At 41.3% G+C, this 20,063-nt stretch carries 11 protein-coding genes; 7 read left to right on the plus strand and 4 right to left on the minus strand.

The window, feature by feature from the left end:
* Window positions 1-954 carry an IS1595 family transposase gene (locus tag AC1HCU_RS02000; protein WP_480368405.1) on the minus strand — a complete coding sequence of 318 codons (954 nt, stop codon included), beginning with the start codon at window positions 952-954 and terminating at the stop codon, window positions 1-3.
* Window positions 955-1,196: 242 nt separating this feature from the next.
* Between AC1HCU_RS02000 and AC1HCU_RS02005 the strand changes: the two genes are divergently transcribed.
* From AC1HCU_RS02005 to AC1HCU_RS02035, 7 genes are read left to right on the plus strand one after another with little or no spacing between them, the layout of a single operon-like run.
* Entirely contained in the window at window positions 1,197-4,277 is a 3,081-nt protein-coding gene (locus AC1HCU_RS02005; RefSeq protein ID WP_480368408.1) for a SusC/RagA family TonB-linked outer membrane protein, read from the plus strand.
* A gap of 23 nt (window positions 4,278-4,300) precedes the next feature.
* Window positions 4,301-5,908 carry a RagB/SusD family nutrient uptake outer membrane protein gene (locus AC1HCU_RS02010; protein ID WP_480371009.1) on the plus strand — a complete coding sequence of 536 codons (1,608 nt, stop codon included), beginning with the start codon at window positions 4,301-4,303 and terminating at the stop codon, window positions 5,906-5,908.
* 32 nt (window positions 5,909-5,940) lie between these two features.
* Window positions 5,941-8,796 carry a glycoside hydrolase family 2 protein gene (locus AC1HCU_RS02015; protein WP_480368410.1) on the plus strand — a complete coding sequence of 952 codons (2,856 nt, stop codon included), beginning with the start codon at window positions 5,941-5,943 and terminating at the stop codon, window positions 8,794-8,796.
* Window positions 8,793-11,810 carry a discoidin domain-containing protein gene (locus AC1HCU_RS02020; protein ID WP_480368412.1) on the plus strand — a complete coding sequence of 1,006 codons (3,018 nt, stop codon included), beginning with the start codon at window positions 8,793-8,795 and terminating at the stop codon, window positions 11,808-11,810. Before AC1HCU_RS02015 ends, AC1HCU_RS02020 begins: the two co-directional genes overlap by 4 nt.
* A gap of 41 nt (window positions 11,811-11,851) precedes the next feature.
* Window positions 11,852-13,087 (plus strand): BACON domain-containing protein, encoded by a 1,236-nt coding sequence (locus AC1HCU_RS02025; protein ID WP_480368415.1) that lies wholly within the window; start codon window positions 11,852-11,854, stop codon window positions 13,085-13,087.
* 30 nt (window positions 13,088-13,117) lie between these two features.
* Window positions 13,118-14,665 (plus strand): hypothetical protein, encoded by a 1,548-nt coding sequence (locus AC1HCU_RS02030; RefSeq protein ID WP_480368418.1) that lies wholly within the window; start codon window positions 13,118-13,120, stop codon window positions 14,663-14,665.
* Entirely contained in the window at window positions 14,637-16,046 is a 1,410-nt protein-coding gene (locus tag AC1HCU_RS02035) for a polysaccharide lyase domain-containing protein (protein WP_480368421.1), read from the plus strand. Before AC1HCU_RS02030 ends, AC1HCU_RS02035 begins: the two co-directional genes overlap by 29 nt.
* A gap of 568 nt (window positions 16,047-16,614) precedes the next feature.
* Here AC1HCU_RS02035 and AC1HCU_RS02040 read toward each other — a convergent pair.
* The 3 genes from AC1HCU_RS02040 to uxuA all read right to left on the minus strand — a co-directional run bounded on the left by AC1HCU_RS02040 (window position 16,615) and on the right by uxuA (window position 19,781).
* Window positions 16,615-16,953, minus strand: coding sequence for a cupin domain-containing protein (locus tag AC1HCU_RS02040; protein WP_480368423.1), 339 nt, complete (start codon window positions 16,951-16,953; stop codon window positions 16,615-16,617).
* Between the two features lie 55 nt (window positions 16,954-17,008).
* Complete coding sequence (locus AC1HCU_RS02045; RefSeq protein ID WP_352405715.1) at window positions 17,009-18,172, minus strand: IS4 family transposase; 1,164 nt, start codon at window positions 18,170-18,172, stop codon at window positions 17,009-17,011.
* A 415-nt stretch (window positions 18,173-18,587) separates the two neighbouring features.
* Entirely contained in the window at window positions 18,588-19,781 is a 1,194-nt protein-coding gene (gene uxuA / locus AC1HCU_RS02050) for a mannonate dehydratase (RefSeq protein ID WP_480368426.1), read from the minus strand.
* Between the last annotated feature and the right edge of the window lie 282 nt (window positions 19,782-20,063).

Consider the following 20,063-nt stretch of genomic DNA (forward strand, 5'->3'; position numbering starts at 1 on the left):
TTATCCGCAATAGTTCCTATTATAAATTCTTGATTTGAAATCGGGCGTGTAAGTGAGGGCAGCCAGCAGAAGCCGGTCAAACTGCTTCTCACCGAAATAACGCCTGTTGAACTTGTAACAGAACTGATTTAGATAATATTGTAAGTATTCGGGTTTCATTTTGTAATATACGCCCAATAATTGTCGCTTGGCATTACTTATTGCCGTATGGACCCAGGGCAGGACACTGGGGAGCTCCTTGGGTGGGATGACAGATGCCGTATGCGAATGGACATGTTCTTTTAATTGTGTATAGGAAGTCGAATCATCGGTGGTTAAATCCGCCGTGTTCTCGATGTGTTCTTTGACATTCTTTGTGATTGTATCGGACTTCAAATCGTTGATTACTTTCATTTTCAGGTATCTGACCTTCTTTGGTTTTTTGCCTGCTTTGGGGCTTTCAACTGTTTTGCTTTCAGCCATTACCAATACTTTGGTCTTTTTCTGACTGCCGCGGCCGCGTTTCAACGGTTTATCCCTGTCTTCAAGGGATATTTCCGTGGAAAAGAAGGCATCGTCCAGCTCGATGGCACCTTCAAGAGTGTACTCATCATCACGCTTGCCCATCACGTCACGCAGCTTATTGACCATTTCCCATATCGGCTGATAGCGCTTGTGTCCTAATTGGCGTTGCAGTTCAGCCGTAGATAAGGAACCTTTGGTGGCTGTGAGCAGGTGCATGGCGACGAACCAGTAACGGTAAGGCAGGTTGGAGTGTTGCATGACAGTGCCTGAACGCAAGGTTTGGCGGGCATGGCAACGCTTGCATTCGTAGGCTTGTTTGTTTTGAAGCCAGTAATGTTCTTTACAATTACAATGACGACAAGTTATACCCATTTGGTCTCTTAGTTCTTTGAATTTTTTCCGACAGGACTCCTCATCGGGGTAATTTATGGCAAAATCCAGGATATTCATAGCTCGAATTATTTTATTGTTGTTGATGTAAATATAATGAATATCAATGAATTGTGCAAACATTTTTGAAACTTATTTATAACTTTTTCCCGCTAAATTCTTTAGGAAGAACTGCGGATAATCATTATCTTTTATTAAAAATGAATTTTATTATCATTTCGTATTAAATTAAAACTATCATGAATGTGAAAAAAGAATGTTTTTTTTCAGTCACACAGACAGGAATGAAAAACAAAAACGGAATGCTCCATTTAGTAACTGCATTTGTTATTTTGTTTTTTTCTTTTCCGGCATTTTCCTTTTCTTCGAGCAATTTGAAAGAGGGTATGACGGATAGTCAGCAGACAGGGAGAACGGTAACCGGACGTATTACCGACCAGAACGGTGAATCCTTGATCGGAGTAAATGTTGTAGAATCCGGTACTGCAAATGGCACAGTTACAGATGTAGATGGGAATTATTCATTGAGATTAACCTCTTCAAACCCAATCTTGAACATATCTTATATCGGATATACCACGCTAACGATAAACGTTGGAGGCAGAGCCGTTATTAACGTCATTTTGGAAGAAGAAGTAAGTTCTCTTGATGAAGTGGTGGTCGTAGGTTATGGGGTAATGAGAAAGAGTGATATCACAGGTTCTGTGGCCTCGGTCAATACTGAAGAAATGAAACTGTATCCTGCTACCAATATCACGGAAATGTTGCGTGGACGGGCTTCGGGTATCAATGTGACCAATACATCCGGTAGGCCGGGGAGTACATCAAACATCACTATTCGCGGGGTCCGTTCATTGAATGCAAGTAATCTCCCACTTTATGTGGTAGATGGAACTCCGGTAACAGCTACTGAATTTGCCACTATCAACAGTGAAGATGTGTCGTCTATTGAGATACTGAAGGATGCCGCATCTCAAGCTATTTACGGTGCCAGGGCTGCTAATGGAGTACTTCTTGTAACTACGAAGCGAGGAGCCGCTGGAAAATCAGAAGTTACTTTTAGCAGCAGTTTGAGTTCGCAACATCTGTGGCGCAATTTTGATTTTTACTCGCCTGCAGAATTCTTTGAATTGAGGAAGCAAGCTATTGCGAACGATAATGGTGTGGAGGCTTCTACATTGACCCCTGAGGAGGTGCTTTATGATGATGAAGCACTTGCCGCCTATGAATCAGGAAGATCTACCGATTGGGAAAGCTTGATGTTTGATCCTGCTTTGTTACAGACTTATAATTTAGGGATTAGAGGGGGTAATAATAAAACAAAAGTTTCCGTAAATTTCGGTTATGTTGATCATAAGGGAATGGTGGTTACAGGATCTGGTTACAAGAGGGGAAATCTTCGGTTAAATATAGATCATGAGGTTTACAGTTGGTTGAGTATGGGATTTAATACTTCATTCGCGAAGACAAAAACCGAAACCGAAGCCGGCGTGTTCTCCGATCATATTACCCGCTCACCTTTCGGGATGCCGTATGATGAAGAAGGTAATATTAAACAGTATATCAATTCCACCGGTGATAAAAATCCATTTTATGATGCCCAATATATCAAAGATGAAACCACCACTGATATTACCCGATTAAATGGGTTCCTGGACATACGTCCCTTTAAAGGAATCACATATCGTCTGAATGCTTCATGGTATAACCGATTTGGAGAGAGTGGCGATTATAAGAAGGCAGAATATACCGGTGGTGGTTCTGCCGGTAGCATCTCTCACTCAAAATCGCAAAACTATCTGATAGAAAATATTCTCAATTACAATGTACCTTTCAGTAATAAAGATCATTCGCTTGGTTTTACCGGTGTCCAGAGTTGGGATTATACATATACAACCTCATTAGGATTTGGAGCCAATAAAGTGCCGGTTGATGAATTCTGGTGGAATATGATCGCAGACGGAGAAGTCACATCAAGGACACGTACTGTAAATGAGAATGTGCTCCTTTCATATGTAGGTCGTGCACAATACAGTTATTTAGAGCGATATATATTGAATATGTCGGTGCGACATGACGGTTCCAGTCGTCTTGCCAAAGGCAGGAGATGGGCAACCTTCCCTTCTGTCGCTGTGGCATGGCGTATCAGTGAAGAGCCTTTCTTAAAAGGTGTGGACCAGATTTCAAACTTAAAAGTGAGGGTTAGTCACGGTATGGTGGGAAATCAGGAAGGGATCGGAAATTATACGACTTTGGGTACAACGGTGGATTACAGGATGGAATTTGGCGATAATTATTTCATGGGATACCTGCCAGGAAATAGTTTGCCAAATCCAAAACTTAAATGGGAAACCACTGCTTCAACCAACTTTGGTCTTGATTTTGGGTTTTTTCATCATCGACTGAATGGAACGATTGAGTATTATAATACCCAAACCACCAATCTTTTAGTTAGCCGCTCCATTAATGGTGTTCTCGGGTATACCTCTATGTTGGATAATTTGGGCGAAACCCGGACAACAGGTCTTGATCTTTCGTTGAATGGTGATATTATCCGGAACAAAAATTTGACCTGGAGTCTCGGTACTAACTTTTCCACTTTCAACAATGAAATAATAAAAATTGACGATAAGGTAGATGAAGAGGGGAACCCCGTGGATGATGTCTCCAACAACTGGTTTATTGGCGAACCTATTAATGTATATTATACCTACAAGCCGGATGGGATCTACCAATATTCCGATTTTGATCTTGTTGAAGGGAAATATGTCTTAAAACCCACATTCGATTCAGATGGGGACGGAATTGCGGATAAAGCCATAGAAAGGAATGACAATATTGAACCTGGGAAAGTGAAGATTATAGATAAAAACAATGATGGCAAAATCGATGCGGATGATAGGTATGTGATTCACCGTGATCCTAAATTTGTGGCTTCAGTTTTTACGTCTTTAGAGTTCAGAGGTTTTGACTTTTTTATGGATTGGTATACTGTCTATGGACGCAAAATACAAAATGCTCATTTATATGATGCCAACAGGGGTGGATCATTGCAGGGTAAACTCAATGGTGTGAAAGTGAATTATTGGACCCCTGAGAATCCTTCCAACGAGTGGCCGCGACCAACACATAATTCAAATGTAACATATCAATCATCTCTTTCCATTCAGGATGCATCTTATATCAGGTTGAGGAGCATGACTCTGGGGTATACGGTTCCTGCTAAGGTAACACGACAGGCTAAGATAGAAAACCTTAGACTATATTTGACGGCAACAAACTTGCTTACATTCACAGATTTCTTGTCGTATAGCCCTGAGTTTACTCCTGCCGGATATCCTGAACCAAAGCAGTACACCTTAGGAATTAATTTTACGTTTTAGTAATAACTTAAAAAAGAAAAATGATGAAAAATATATATTTTTTACTCATATCTCTCCTATTTTTAATAAATATGGGTTGTAGTGATTTGTTGGATGTTGAATCCAAAACCTCTATCACATCATCCTACCTGTTTTCCACGCCGGATGGATTAAGCCGGGCGGTAACCGGTTTATATGTGAAAGATCGAAGTATCACTACAGAAGATGCAGTGGGGTTTATCGTAACAAATATGGACTACTCAACTGATTTGATGGTTTTCAGAGGCGGTACTGCTGCGGGATTGGCACGATTGGATACCAATACTCCTTCCACAGGTTTGTTTGCTGATTTCTGGGCAATGTATTACCAAATTATAGGTAAAGCGAATGAAGTCATTGTCGCGGCTGAATCGATGGATATGGAAAATGAAGAGGTCCGATTGGCTTGGGCTGAAGCAAAAATGTTCAGAGGAAGAAGTTATTTTGAACTTTTTAAACGATTTGAGAGACTTTATTTGAATACACTTCCCACAACAATTGAAAATATAGAAGGTAGAACATTTAGAGCGGCCAGTAAGGAAGACTTGTTTACGCTTATTAAAAGTGACTTGGATGACGCAATGAAAATTATTCCTTCTATTCCCGCCAACGGACAGACGGGTAATCCGGAATACGGACGATGGACGAAAGGTGCCGTTAAACATGTCAGAGCTCAGGTGGCTATGTGGGAAGAAGATTGGGATAGAGCTATCAGTGAATGTGAAGATATTTTTGAGGATCCGAATTACGGATTATTAGGGAGCACCATTGACGCTTTTAGGGGAGCTGACCTGAATAGCAAAGAGGTATTGTATGCTTACCAGTTTTCACCGAACCCCGGTGGAGGTAACTCCGTTTCGGGAGGAGTTGTTTCAGGTCATCGGCTTTCATTGAATGTAACGCCCAACTATAAAAAAGTATCCGGATTGACGAACAATCTGGAATATGGTGGTTATGGCTGGGGTAGGGTATACCCCAATACCTATTTGTTGGGGTTGTATGATCAGGAAAAGGATAAACGTTATCATGAATTGTTTCGCCACAAATATTATTATAACAATGCCGAATTGCTTCCGGCGGGTAAAAATCTGGGAGATGAAGTGATTCCCACACGAAGTAATTATATTGAATGTTTACATCCTTCGAGCTTAAAGTATTTTGATCGTTGGACGAATGCAGACAATCCAGATAGAACATCCAGTCTCAAGGATGTTGTGTTGTACCGATTGGGTGAAACGTATCTGATGGCAGCCGAGGCTTATTTTCATCGTGATGGCGGTGGCAGCTCCAAGGCTATTGAGTATTACAATAAGACATGGAGTCGTGCCGGGAATGATGTTTTCTCAGGACCGCTCACTCTGGACATTTTGCTTGAAGAATACGCTCGTGAATGCCATTTTGAGGGCGTGAGATGGCCTTTATTAAAACGATTGGGACTTTTAGAGGAACGTGTAAAGCTACATGCCGGAGATAGTAGGGCAGAGGATCCCCTGTTAAATGCAGATTACATTCATGCCCGGAATAACTTTCGTCCGGATCGCGATGTTCGTTGGCCTATACCGCAAACCGAACTGGATTTGATGCCCGGGTTCGGTCAGAATGAAGGTTGGTGAAGATGTGAATTTCTTCAAATAATGGATTTAATATGAAAAAGGTGTTGTTGGTTCTTGTAACTCTGTGGTGTATCACGTTGCGCGGTTATTCCCAGACTGAGATAACTAAGATGGTTCCGATTGTCTCGGACGACGAGATTAAGCTCGAAATGACACTTAAGAACGGGAAATCAGGAAAGATAAATGTTCATGGGAGAATCATTTCATGCCAGAATGGAGAGATTATCTGGAATGGAGCTATTACACAACAACGGATGCCCGGGACAGCAGACACGACAATTACCTGTTATCTGAGAAATATAGAAGCTCAGTTGTGGTCGCCCGCAAATCCAAATCTCTATCATCTGGAAGTTAATTGCAACGGAACGATGTTTACCTCCAGGATTGGTTTCCGAAAATTTGAGACGAAAAACGGGCAATTTTTTCTTAATGGGAACCCCATTTTCTTAAGAGGAAACGCAATTAATCCCCCCAATCGGGGTATTCCGGAGAAATTAGAGGGTAGTGCCGAATTTGCTCGTGATTACATCCGTTTTTTAAAAGGAATGCATGTGAACATTGTCCGGATCCCCGACAATCAAAACTGGATGGATGTCTGTGATGAAGAGGGAATGATGATATTTGGAGGACGGTATGGGCGTCCAAAAGGTGGAACTCCGGATCATCCCCCCTTGGATATGGAGGAATCTGTCAGGATATACAAGGAAGAGGATTTAGGTCCCTTTACCTCTCATCCCTCAGTGGTAATATATGTGCTATCGAACGAAATGCCTTACCAGGGTGAACTCGGCGAAAAATACCGGAGATTTCTTCAGGAAGCATATGATGAGCTTAGTCAATGGGATCACACAAAACAATATATCGGCAATGCGGGATATGGTTTGGGACGATCAGCAGATGTGTATGATGTGCATCGTTACTGGGGATGGTATTATAACACTTATTTTACATTTCTGAATCTAAGAGATATGGAGATGTGGCAGAATGAAGGAAAGAAACAGGCCATTACCTTTACAGAGTGTGTGGGTAATTACACGGGTATAGATGGTCGGTTTAACCTTTGTTCCCGCACCAAGCAACCCGGTTCCCAGAAGTGTTGGACGGGACACCTTCCGGAAGAAGAACAGGGAGAAGCTGCGTTGAAATATCAGGCAGACGTTTTAAAGAACGTAACGGAGATGTACCGTCGTTTCCGGCCACACAATCCCCGTCTGGCCGGTGTAATGCCTTTTACCATTCTTTTTCATCATTGGGATGGCATCCATAGCTTTGCTGAGATGATGCCAAAGCCGGCCGCCTACCAGTATGGTGTGAGTTACCAACCTGTGCTGCTGAGCTGGGAAACGTGGCAAATGAATGTATATGCCGGATCCGAAGTTCAGTGTGTGGTCCACGTTGTGAACGATGACGATCTGATGCGTGATTTGGATCATGCTAAAATTTTATGGTCACTCGAAGATAAGAATAGAATTCCCGTCATTTCAGGAGAAGTGGAGTTGCCTCGGATACCCTATTATGACACGTTTCGCAAAAAAATGAAAATAGGTGTTCCCCCATCAGTTCTTACCGGAAATTATACGCTTCGGGGAACAATCATGCAAAAGGGGGAAGTTATTTCTTCCAATACTGCTGAATTGTTTATCGCGGATAATGAATGGAAGAGTAGGGTCGATACGGGAAGGACGATCAAGCTGTTCGATCCGGAAAATAATGGAAAAAAAGCCTTACTCAATGGTGGAATTCCTTTTCAAAAAATAGAAGATCTCACAGGTTTGAATGCTGGAGATGTGTTGTTGATAGCCGAATTTGCCCTGAGCAAGATAGATGGTTCGCAGACAGACTTATTGAAACAATTTGTCGGTGATGGAGGACGCATTGTATGTCTCAGGCAATATTTTGGCGAATGTGACATGTCGTGGCTTCCCGTGACGGTTAAGTGGCTGAAAAATAGCAATAACGACCTTACTTACCCTCCTGCAGATTATTCGTTTGTAGATGGCATGAATATTAATCTGGAAAAAAGGGACCATGCTTTGTTTCAAGGATTATCGCAAAATCTCTTTGAATTATGGTCCGATTATACGGAGTATGATGAATCGCAACCGGGCTTTCCGGCTGTTTACCCAGTGACGAATGGTTACTTAATGACCGATGCGGATTTGTCACAGGTTTCCATCCTTGCCAATTATAGTCGCAACCTGTCGGCTACAGCTTTGAGTGAGATCAAATATGGAAACGGTTCCATCCTGTTATCGGGATTCGACCTGACTTCACGAACAGGGTTGGATCCGGTAGCTGATAAATTGTTTGTCAATATGATGAATTATGCTGCCAGCCATCAATTGCCGGACACCTTTCCTCTTGTGGACAGGAAGGTTTATTGGGGAAATTATCAGTCAGAAGCAGGAATTGTGTCGGGTGCAAATAATGGACTGATTGTTAATACTGTACCTGTGTCGCCCGTGAATAGACAGGAAGAGTATGCATTGAAGGTGGATGATCTGGGATATCATTACACTGTATCGTATGGGGGATGGAACGACCGGCCCGGCGTACAGTATATGATTCGGGGACGACGACCTTTTGCCCCTTACACCTACTCGGGTGGAGGGTCATATCTGGTGGAAAAAGGACAGGAAGGGGAAGGAAGTGGATATTTCCTCGCACGTGTGAAACCCGGCAAAGTAAATATGCTCACTTGTGTGGAAAACCCTACCGATCGGGCAATTGTTTTTTCAGTCCGAATCAATTCCGGGGGAATGGAAAAATATCTGCTTGAACCTCATTCTACGAAAACTATTCATACCTCATTGCCGAAAGAAAGGGAGCTGAAGGTCACCTTCACCGGCGATCGAAGTGCAGTGATCTTAACATCTGAATTTCAATGAGAAATTTTAAGTATATCTTTTCGTTTGTTTTCTCTCTGCTGTTCTTTTTTACAACGCTGCAGGCACAACAAAATGTATTCAAAAATACAGATGTTGTTGCTTCTTCCGAACAACATCAATTTCCCGCTAGGATGGCAACGGATGGTATCCTTTCAAGAAATTCAACCTGGATATCGGCAGCAGGATCTCGCCCCCCCCATACGTTTGAAGTGAATTTACGTAACTACTACGACATTGATTCAATTATTCTTTATACCGGTATTCCCATAGAAGAGAAAAGTGACTATGAGAAGAGGCAATCTCCCGGATTCTGGAATGTCAAGAACTTTATGATCCAGTATTGGGATGATGCCAACTGGACAGATTTGTCGGAAACAGTCACCACGGAGAATCGACTCGACAAGGTTACTTTTCGGTTTTCCTCACCAGTTTCTTCTTTCCGATTCCGGCTTCACTCTACCGATGGAGAACCGATAAGGGTTATTGAATTTGAAGGATATGGAAAGAAAAACAAAACAATGACTGTCCCCGCGGTCTTGTCTGAAAAAAGGAATGACGCTTTGCCTGACCGATCTACGGACGTAGGGGTGAAGATAAGACGGGAAACGGAAGGAAGGTCGATGAAGTATGTGGGGTATAACCAAGGATATTATATGCCTCACAGTAATGTGTCCGGATGGTTGGAGTATTCCGGAGTCAATTCGTTGCGAGTCTGGGCAAGCCTGGCTACATATGCGTCTGAAAAATGGTTGAATTCATCTCGAAGGGCTGGGAACTTGACCGACTTTGAGAAATTGAAAAATGAATTTCGTTCAGATCCGGAAAACTCTCGTTTTATTGCATGGGACTCCATTGTTGCGGTTGCCGCACAACCGGTCCATTCCACCAATTCCATGGTCATGGACTACGCTTTCAAAGAGCTGGACAGGCTGGGTATAGATGTGATTTTACAGATTTCCAATGCCAGCCAGGACACTTCGTGGGAAAACAAGTGGAAATTATGGCAACGTTATTATGCATTGGCTTTTTATGCTGCGAAAACCGGAGATGTAGAGATGTTCGCCATGCAAAATGAACCCAACCATCGCCATTCAGGGCCAATGCCTCTTGAAGTATGGATTGAGCTCATGAAAGTGGTGTCCGATGCAATACATTGTGCAGTATATGATGTCAATAAACTTTACAATAAACAATTGACACCTCAGTTTATAGGACCTGTCACGGCGGGTACCAATACAAATTGGTGGGCACAGATAGCTGCTTCCGAAAGAGTGGATTACAAGGGAGAGAAAATCGATCGCGATTTGATCGAACTCTTTTCAACCCACTCCTATAACCTGCCCGCAGCAGGATATGTTTCACGCGTACAAGGCATCGATCAGATTCTGCGTGAAAACCATCCGTTGGGCCATGGCAAACCCATCCTATTTACTGAGATTGGACGCTGGATGAATGCTTATCTGATAGATAAGGAGGAGACGATGGATTCCCCTTCGCTGTTCACAGAATGGGCAGGAATATACACCCACATCATGAAAGGGGGAGGTTATGGCATGTGGGCATTCAAATTAGCCAATACAGCGAGCAGTACCTATCCAAGGGGAATTAAATCGGGACACCACCATATTTGGAAAGGTAAACGATTTTTTGAAGATTCCTATGATAATTTGGCGTTGGGAAAACCGGTACGTACGATCGCATCCGATGTAGGATATAAGGCAGCTTTTGTAACGGATGGTGATAAGTCAAACGCATCGTCATGGGCTTATACGTCCGAAGAGCCCAAGTATCTTGAAATTGATTTGGAGAAAGAGGTGGAAATGGGAGGAATGGTCATATATACAGGGTCAGCGGGTGGTGTCTTTACCGCGCCTGACAGGATACGTTCTATCCGAGTGGAGAGCTGGGACGTTTCCACATGGAAACCAATTCCTGAGACTGTAGAAAAGGATAGCCGCTATGCCCAGTTATTTTATACGTTTGAAGAGCCTGTCAAGGGTTCTAAAATCAGGATCATAATAGATGATCCCGGAAAAGTGATGATCCGTGAAGTCAAGGTGTTTGGACCTAATACGCTCTCCTGTGCCCCCGAAAGCTACGACATTAGTGGAGCACAGCGCACAGCAGAGGTGGTACGGTTGTTTGCCAAAGGGTTTAAAGATGAGAGACCCCTACTGAAATGCGATGTTTCGGTGAAAGATGCAGATTTGGATATCTGTTCTTCAATAGACACAATCTCAGGGAATATATATGTGTGGCTGGTACAGCGAAATCCAATGGATTATCAACTTGATATTGACTTAACCGATCTGGGTATTTCTCCGGGTACCCCGATTGTTTATGAAGAGGTAGGGAAAAATAAATACGGAGAAGCCGTTGTTTTGGAAAGTTCAGAAAACGGAACGCTCAATCTCACTTTGCCTAAACAGAGTGTGGGACTGCTGACGATCTGCCCGAAGCCTACGGCTATGAAGAATTTTGCTGCAGATTACACTGCACTGGTAAAAGCCGGTACGGAAACTACAAAAGTTTTTGGTTCATCTTCACTCGCTATAGAACTTGATGCTCTCACAGGAGAAAACAACCAGGTTTCATATATACATTTTTCTCCACAGGTGTTAGATTTGCAGCAATCCCAGAGAATTATCCTGGGAATACACGGACATTGTAAACAGGATACCATACCATATCGTTTTCATGTATATTATCTGAACAGCAGTAACTGGACAGAGGGGAATTTAAGTTGGAAAAATGCACCGTGTCTAAATAGCTACTCTTCTCTGACTGAAAGAGTGGGAAATGAATGTTTTATGGCAGGTGAACTTACAATGGACAGGAATCCCGCTTATCATTATTTGGATGTGACCGATGTTGTAAAAAAACACCCATCTGATAATATGACCTTTATGTTGATAAGAGAAGGGCGTGAACCGGGTGACGATTATGATAAGGGTCGTGTTATTTCAATCTCAAATCATACTTCAACACATGCTCCGGTTCTCAAAATATGGTAATTATAAATTTGAAATTATATAAAAAGATAAAATATAAAGCTATGAAAAAAAATCTTTTTTATACTGTAGTGACAATTTTATCATTGATTTTCTTGAGTTGTAGTAAAGAAAATAGTGTAGAAAATGCAACATTAGAGTTTTCTGCTGATCAGGTAGAACTTGAAAACACAGCAAATAGTGTTGTGACGGTTGAAATGAATACAAATCAAACTGCATTTAGAGCTACAGTAGATGAAGTTGCAAAATCCTGGTGTAGTTATAGTATCATCGGAAAGGTTATCACCTTAAAAGCGATTGCTGATAATCCCAATCCCACAGCCCGTACAGCGACTATTGCAATTATAGCAGGAGAAGGGACCAATACTGCGACGAAATCTTTAAAGGTAACACAACTCGCAGGTGATATCTCTGCCACATTAAGTCTCACAGAAGAGAGTATAACGCTATCATCCGCAGCCAATAGTACGGCTCTTGTAGAAATTACTTCCAATCAATCGGATTTCCAGTCAACAATGAATGATCCTGAGATTGACTGGTGCAGCGTTTCTATTACAGAAAATGTAATACTAATTACCACTTTGTCTGAAAATAATACAGGAGATGCACGAACTGTAGTTATCACAGTTGTTGCAGGGAAAGGATCCAATATTGCAACGAAGGAATTAAAAGTAACTCAACTCTCTTCTGTACCCAGTATTATCGGCCAGGTGGCTCAGGGTGGCGTTGTCTTCTGGCAGGACCCCGAAGATCCAAAAAAATGTAAGATTGTATCAGCAACGCGTTTAGAAGGTGAGTCATGGTGTCCTCAAGCTATAGAAACCATTGCAACAGGGGCAACCTCGGAAGATGACGGCTTTGCAAATACCAACACGATAAAAGCACTCCCAAACTTCGACCAATATACGGCTGCCAAATTCTGTACCGACATGGGAGAGGGATGGTATCTTCCTTCCAAAAATGAAGTGCTTGCTTTATTCGAAGCATATAATGGTACAAAATTGGGTGATGCAACACCTTCAAACCCTGATGAGATAACTCCTGCAGAAAAAACTGCACGGGCTACTTTTGATGCGACTTTAACATCAATTCCAAACGGTGTACCACTCAATACCGCAGCAGGAAATGCAGCGGGAAATAGTATCTGGACAAGCACTGAATCTACAACCAATCCAACCAATGTATGGTGGGTAAGGTTTGGCAAGTTTGCTGTAGATACGGGCGTAAAAAGAAGTACTGCACGTACTGTGCGGGCTGTGAAACTTATTACAATTGATTAGGTGAATCCAGTGTCCATCAAAAATATATCTATGAGTAAAAAAAATATTCTTATAGCATGGATCATGATAGCCTGTGTTTTAGGGCTTACTGTATGTAAGGAAGATAATCCTGAAATAGAACCTGGCCCCAATGATGATGAGGAGGTCATAGATCCTGTGGAAGAGGATGATGAGGAAATTCTTCCACTTCCAACATCCTTGCCTCCTGAGATCTATTCTCCATCACGCAATATCACCATATATCGTCCGATTATGGTTGACTATAGCAGTTCTGTTCCTGTGACAAGCTGGAGGAGTGAGAAAACGCGGATATTACCCTATATCGTGGGGTTCAAAGCCGATACAACTGCAGTAAAATACAAATCAGTGATCAATAAATATGGCAGTCGGATTGATAAACCCCGGCAGGAAGTGACAGGGCGCTTTTACACGAAAAAAATCAATGGTCGTTGGTGGATCATAGATCCGGAAGGATATATTCATTATGAACGAAGTACTACCTCTTTAAGAAAAGGAAGTTCGGAAAGAAACAGTGTGGCTTGGAATACGCGCTTCAGGACGGATGAAAGGTGGATGCAGATCACCCAAGAGGAATTAGCGGCTATTGGTTTCCATGGGACAGGTGCTTTTTGTACAAATACTTATCAAACTATTCAGGAACATAACAAGAAACACCTCGATAAACCAATGACGTTGACCCCATCATTTGGCTTTCTGACAAACTTCAGAAGAGAATACAATTATGCATATCCGGGTGATATTTCCGATAACGCAGTGGGACTGGTGTATTATACCGGATGGGAACAATTTTGTGTCAATTATTTTAAAACGGCATTGGCTCCTTATATCAATGATCCGAATGTTTTGGGATTTTTTTCTGATAATGAAATTAACTTCAGTTCAACGAATAGCCGCATCTTAGATAGGTTTTTGAAAATTACAGATCCCGATGATCCAGCACGTAGAGCGGCTGATAATTTCATGCAAGCTAAGGGTGCAACCACTGTCACCAATGCTTTGAATAGTGAGTTTGCCGGTATTGTGGCTGAAAGGTATTATAAGGGAGTGAAAGAGGCCGTGAAAGTCGTAGATCCTGGGATGATGTATTTGGGATCCCGTTTACATGGAACCCCTAAATATCTTCAAGGCGTTGTAGAAGCTGCCGGTCGCCACTGCGATATTATTTCCATTAATTATTATAGCCGCTGGAGTGTAGAGTTGGAGACAAGCGTGGCAGAATGGGAAACTTGGTCGGACACGCCTTTTCTGATAACGGAATTTTATACCAAAGCATTGGATACGGACCTTCCCAATACATCCGGAGCCGGATTCGCAGTTCGCACCGAGAAGGACAAAGCTTACGCCTATCAACATTTTACTCTTGGATTACTTGAGTCTAAAAACTGCGTGGGATGGCATTGGTTTAAATATCAGGACGATGACGGATCAGATAATAGTGGACATCCTGCGAACAAAGGGATTTACGACAATTACTACGAAATGTATCCATATTTAAGTAAATTCATGAGAGATCTCAACTATAATGTATATGAGCTTATTGAATTTTTTGACAAATAAATGGTTCAGTTTTGGTTGGATTCTTAGAAACGTATGGGCTGTTTATTTTTTGTGTGCGTATCCTGGAGAAGGAGGAGCTACCAGTTACTTCATCAACAGTTTGGTCGGTAATGATGAAAATATCGGTACTTCAATGGAGTTACCCTGGAAAAGTCTTGTAAATCTGGGCAGAGATATTTTTCAGCCGGGGGATAGTATTTTATTTGCGAAAGGAAGCTCGTATAAAGGAGGGGTCATTTTTTCCTGTTCAGGTACAAATGATAATCCTATCACAATTTCACATTACAGTACTCCGCCTGATATAATCATGAAAAATCCCAGAAAAGATTTGTCTCCGCTTTTGAAAAAATATGGAGCGGGCAGATTGCCGGCTTTTAGCAATCCCAAGTGGGAATTTCTTAATGGAAATATCTTTCGGATCGAAGGAAACTGTATTGTCATTGACGGACTTTATTTTCATGATAATGCCAATCCTCCCGGGTCAAATAAGAAAAGTAAAAATGTACAAAAAATGGGAGCGATATATCTGGCTTTAGGTACCCATCACAATATTGTAAAAAACTGTGAGTTTGAAAATACACCGGTCGCTGTAAAAGTAAAAGGTACCCATAATCTTATCACAAGAAACTATTTTCATGATACCTATGAACCCATGGCAGAGTCTTGGGGACCCATAGCTATCATGATTGTATCGGCTCACAACGAAATTTCATACAATCACATTGCAAATTATGGATCCTATGGAGGCCCTTATGGTTCAGATGGCGGCGTGATAGAGCTTGATGGAGTCGATGATGACTTTGATGCACACCACATCCATATCCATCATAATATATCGGTTAATAATCATGGATTTATTGAAATAGCCGCTCGGGATGTTGATCACGTCAGAGTAGCCTATAACTTGAGTGATGACAGGAATCAATTTATTGGAGGAGGATCTATGAAAGTAGAAGTGTTCAATAATACGATTATCAGAACACGTGAACCAAATATAGATCGTTTTGTATTTTGGACGTTTGATCCGGAAAAAACTTTTTTGAATATCCGTAATAATATTTTTTATGTAGCGAGTGATGTTCAGGTGTTAGGGCCTGTAAAAGAGCAAATTGGTCATATGAGGGTAGCCATAGGTAATCAAAAACGAAGTCGAAATATTTATTACTCTCCAGGAAATACTGATCCAGTAGGAATACCTCATCAAAAAGATGACTGGGTGATTGATCCTCTTTTTGTAGATATAAACAATCGGAACTTCAGATTAAAAAAAAGTAGTCCTGCACGAAAAAGAGGATTTTCTTTTGGATATACACATGATTTAGATATGTATCCTGTGGCAATAAAAGGGAAAATTGATTTAGGAGCTTATATGTTTGAATAGAATGTGCTGCTGCTCAATCTACCATTTTTGCGGGTTGTATGTGGCTACTTTGGAAATACATGTCATATGATTAATAATGAGCCGCTTGATGTCGTTATGGTTTATTCCCATATTATGGATGGCTTAGATATTACTTTAACAATGATTCAAAGAATCATTTTATTGAGATTATAGAGACTTTATTTGACTTGACAAAGTGTTCCACAATTAGTCTATGCTCATCAGTAATTCTGCACGAATGTGTGGAACAAGTACCCTAACAACTTCCGAATACTGTCTTTGTTTTTGTTTTTTGATGTGGGGATATTGGTACTATGACGCTACACAATACAATACCCTATATTGGCCGAATAGCTCTATCAGGGGTAAAATTATATAATTCAGCGGGCGTGGAAAAGAATATGGACCAATAGAGTTGGAAACCAAATAATTTTAATAATGAATAAATATTCTCATAATCGTCTTTATATCAGGTGTTTTTCTCTTTGTAGCCCAGAATTGTTTTCCCGTAGGGACATAATTATGAGGAGTTCCATCAAATGAAAGTCGTCGTTAATCTTGGGAAATATCAAAGGAAATCTTTTCTCATTGGGCTAAATACATCTATCAGTAGACCTGCTTCGAGGCATTGTGTACCATGAGGAAGATTGGGAGCGATATAAAGTCCATCCCCTTCTTTAACGACATTTATTTCGCCATCTATGTTAAATTCAAAAATACCACTTGCTACATAAGTAGTCTGCGAATGGGGATGGGAGTGCATCTCTCCCACTGCACCTTTCTGAAATTTGACCTTCACGAGCATCATCTGCTCATCGTAACCCATTATCTGGCGTTGTATTCCTGGACCGGTCACTTGCCATTCTGCCTTATCTTGCATTAAAAAGGAACCACTTCGTACCGACATAAGCCACAATTTAACTGTAAAATATCACTAGTGTCCCATTAAAATTGGGACGTTATTAATAATCAAATAAACCTGGTCCATTAGGTCCAAATCGTTCTTTGTCATTTTGAAATTTAGTTTTGTCAAAAAGGTCTCGAAGATGAGTTTTGTCAGTTAAAGATATACTCAAAACCTGCAAAACTTCATATGTGCTTCTGTCAAGTTTCATGTCTTTTTGGACGATTGCAACCAGGCAATAAGTGCATATAGCAACGTAGATTTGAATCCGAACCGCATTCTCGGTTGTACCCCAGAATTTCTTTATTTTCAGATGTTGTTTCAGCCACTTGAAAAACAATTCAACTTGCCAGCGATTTTTATAAAGTTCGGCAACCTGAAGAGCTGAAATTTGCATTGCATTGGTTAAGAAGGTGAACTCACGTTCCTGTTCTTCATCCCAATATCTGACCAATCGAAGAGTTTCAGGATAGTATTGACTTGGATAAAATCCAGCCAATTCAATCGTTACATCCGAAAGCACGTTCTTAGGTAATCGGCGTTTCCATTTGATGGATTTGAATTGCAGATTATTTTTGGCTCTGATAACGAAAAAAGCATCTATCTGATGAATCTTATACAGCATTTTGAAACTGTTGTAGGCCCTGTCAAATATATAATATGAACCTGATTCGTAAGGAATTTCTTTCATCGCCCTTGAGTCGTGAACTAGAGCTTCAGTGATGTGAAAAAATGTGGGTATCTGTGTTTCAATATCAAATAATGTATGCACTTTGATACCGCCTTTTTTCTCACGAAACTTCGCCCACCAGAACACGGAAAGGCACAAGTCAATCGTTGTTGAGTCGAAGGCGTAAATGTTACCATCAAGCTTGAAGATGTCAGAAACTCTTTTCTGTCTGGCTTCATTCACCAGGTAGTAAGCATACTCTTCGAAGATGCGATAGTCTCTATCTTGATTGGCTCTTGCAAGTGATGATTTTGAAACATTTTTACCCAGACCCAAATGATAAGATTTGGAGTGATGAGCATCAAGTGCAACAATCAAATCTCTCAGACTTTCACGGTTTGACAATTGTCCAAACATCAGAGCAAGCAGTTGATTCCAACAAGTAAGATGTTTCACATATCGATTCCCTTGGTACTTGTCGACAATACGACGAAACTTATCTTCATTTAGAAATGAGATTAATTGAGCGAACACATATTTCTCTTTATTCATTGCAACCCTCAATATTAGGAAGCAAAGTTAGAAATTGAAATCGTCGCGCTCTAAAAATCGATGTATCTAACTAAATTTCAAATATTTCAAAGAACATTTTTAGATTTTAATGGGACAGTAATGGTAAAATATTAATTGTAATTAATTGTACAAATGATTTGAATGTGTTATAATTATTCAAACACAGCAATACTTATACGAACGTACGAATATAATTCAATATTTTGACAATATCAATAGCTTCCAATGAAAAACCAAGATTTGAGAAAAACCTAAACGATATTCTTTTGGATCCGTCTTTGAAGAAAATGAAGGTAACTTGAATTGCATGAGTCAAATTGATTTTTTTCAACAAAGTTAAGACTTTTCGTTTTTGAATAGGGATTCTGCAATGATTTGATTATTAATTATGTAATCAATAATTTTGAGGTTCATTTTCAAATTCTATTTCATTCCGTACTACGGCCATCATCCCTTCCACCTGTGCCAGAGCAAACATTCTCCCTAAGAAGGAGTAGCCCGGATTGTAGTCCTTTTCCGCATCGTTGAGTATCAGCTTGCCATGATCTACCCGCATGGGTATCTGCGGCCGCTCCCGTTCCAGGATGCGGATCACCTCTATCAGCTTGCCGTTTCCATCCAAGTGCGATGCTTCCATAAAGTTGCCCCCGGGAAGTAGTTGTGTGCTTCTGAGATGGGCAAAGCCTATCCGGTCTGCAAATTTGCTGGCCAAGGCAGGTACATCATTGTGGGCACCGGCACTCAGTGAACCGGCGCAAAGGGCGAGACCGTTGCTTCGGGAGGGTAGGGCGCGGAGAATCCAGTTGATATCCTCCTCATTAGTGACAATGCGGGGTAGGCCAAATACAGGGAAAGGTGGGTCATCGGGGTGGATACATAACATGATGTTTTGCTCTTCTGCCACGGGTATTACCTGCTGGAGGAAATATTGCAGGTTCTCCCGGAGCTTCTTTCTGTCAATGCCCGCGTACTTCTGTAGCTGTTTTCTAAATTCCACGACCGGATTATTGTTCCCGCCGGATATATTCCGGTGGATAAAACCCTGTGTTTTGACAATGATCGTATCGATGAGGATTTCTTTATCTTCTGTAGTCATCTCCTTGTACAGCAGATTCATCTTTTCGATCTCTTCTTCAGTGTAATCTTTCTCTGCTCCCGCTCTGCGCAAAATCTTACAGTCGAAGCAGGCAAAACGAATCTTGTCGAAATAGAGGGTGGTGGTACCATCGGGAAGCGGGTGGTTCAGGTTGGTACGTATCCAGTCGATGGCGGGCATAAAGTTGTAGCATATGGTTTTCACACCGGCTTTACCCAGGTTGGCTAAACTCACTTTATAGTTTTCAATCAACTGATCGCGCACGGGGGTAGCATATTTTATCTCCTCGGCCACAGGAAGACTTTCGGCTACCGACCAAACAAGACCTGCATCTTCAATGACTTGTTTCAGCTTATCTATTGCTTCCCTGCCCCACACCTCTCCGGGAGGAAGGTCGTGTAAGGCGGTAACAATTCCCTCCACGCCAATCTGACGAAGCATATCGAGAGTAATTTTATCTTGTGGCCCGAACCAGCGCCAGGTTTTGATCATTTGATTTTTCAGTTTTTAAGTTAGTTATTCGTTTTCGGTTTACAGCGATCAGCTTTTGCCGTACAATTGTTGGACATACAACGGTTTGCAAGTAATCATTACATAGGACAAAGTTAGTGATAAAAAATTAGTTCGACCGCTTTTACTGTTTTATCGTGAAATCCATATTTTTATATCGTTACAGGCTAAGTCCCTCCGTATAACAGAAAGGAGATAAAAAGGAAAAATAAATTGATATGGCGATATTTATTCACTATGTTTGTAATACTGATCCAAAAGTAT

It is taken from the genome of Proteiniphilum sp. LBM24028, from assembly GCF_056629195.1.

Coding starts and splice junctions, on each gene's coding strand:
- AC1HCU_RS02035 (WP_480368421.1), top strand. CDS start 14,637: ATGAGCTTATTGAATTTTTTGACAAATAAATGGTTCAGTTTTGGTTGG.
- AC1HCU_RS02010 (WP_480371009.1), top strand. CDS start 4,301: ATGAAAAATATATATTTTTTACTCATATCTCTCCTATTTTTAATAAAT.
- AC1HCU_RS02025 (WP_480368415.1), top strand. CDS start 11,852: ATGAAAAAAAATCTTTTTTATACTGTAGTGACAATTTTATCATTGATT.
- uxuA (WP_480368426.1), bottom strand. CDS start 19,781: ATGATCAAAACCTGGCGCTGGTTCGGGCCACAAGATAAAATTACTCTC.
- AC1HCU_RS02040 (WP_480368423.1), bottom strand. CDS start 16,953: ATGTCGGTACGAAGTGGTTCCTTTTTAATGCAAGATAAGGCAGAATGG.
- AC1HCU_RS02000 (WP_480368405.1), bottom strand. CDS start 954: ATGAATATCCTGGATTTTGCCATAAATTACCCCGATGAGGAGTCCTGT.
- AC1HCU_RS02045 (WP_352405715.1), bottom strand. CDS start 18,172: ATGAATAAAGAGAAATATGTGTTCGCTCAATTAATCTCATTTCTAAAT.
- AC1HCU_RS02030 (WP_480368418.1), top strand. CDS start 13,118: ATGAGTAAAAAAAATATTCTTATAGCATGGATCATGATAGCCTGTGTT.
- AC1HCU_RS02005 (WP_480368408.1), top strand. CDS start 1,197: ATGCTCCATTTAGTAACTGCATTTGTTATTTTGTTTTTTTCTTTTCCG.
- AC1HCU_RS02015 (WP_480368410.1), top strand. CDS start 5,941: ATGAAAAAGGTGTTGTTGGTTCTTGTAACTCTGTGGTGTATCACGTTG.
- AC1HCU_RS02020 (WP_480368412.1), top strand. CDS start 8,793: ATGAGAAATTTTAAGTATATCTTTTCGTTTGTTTTCTCTCTGCTGTTC.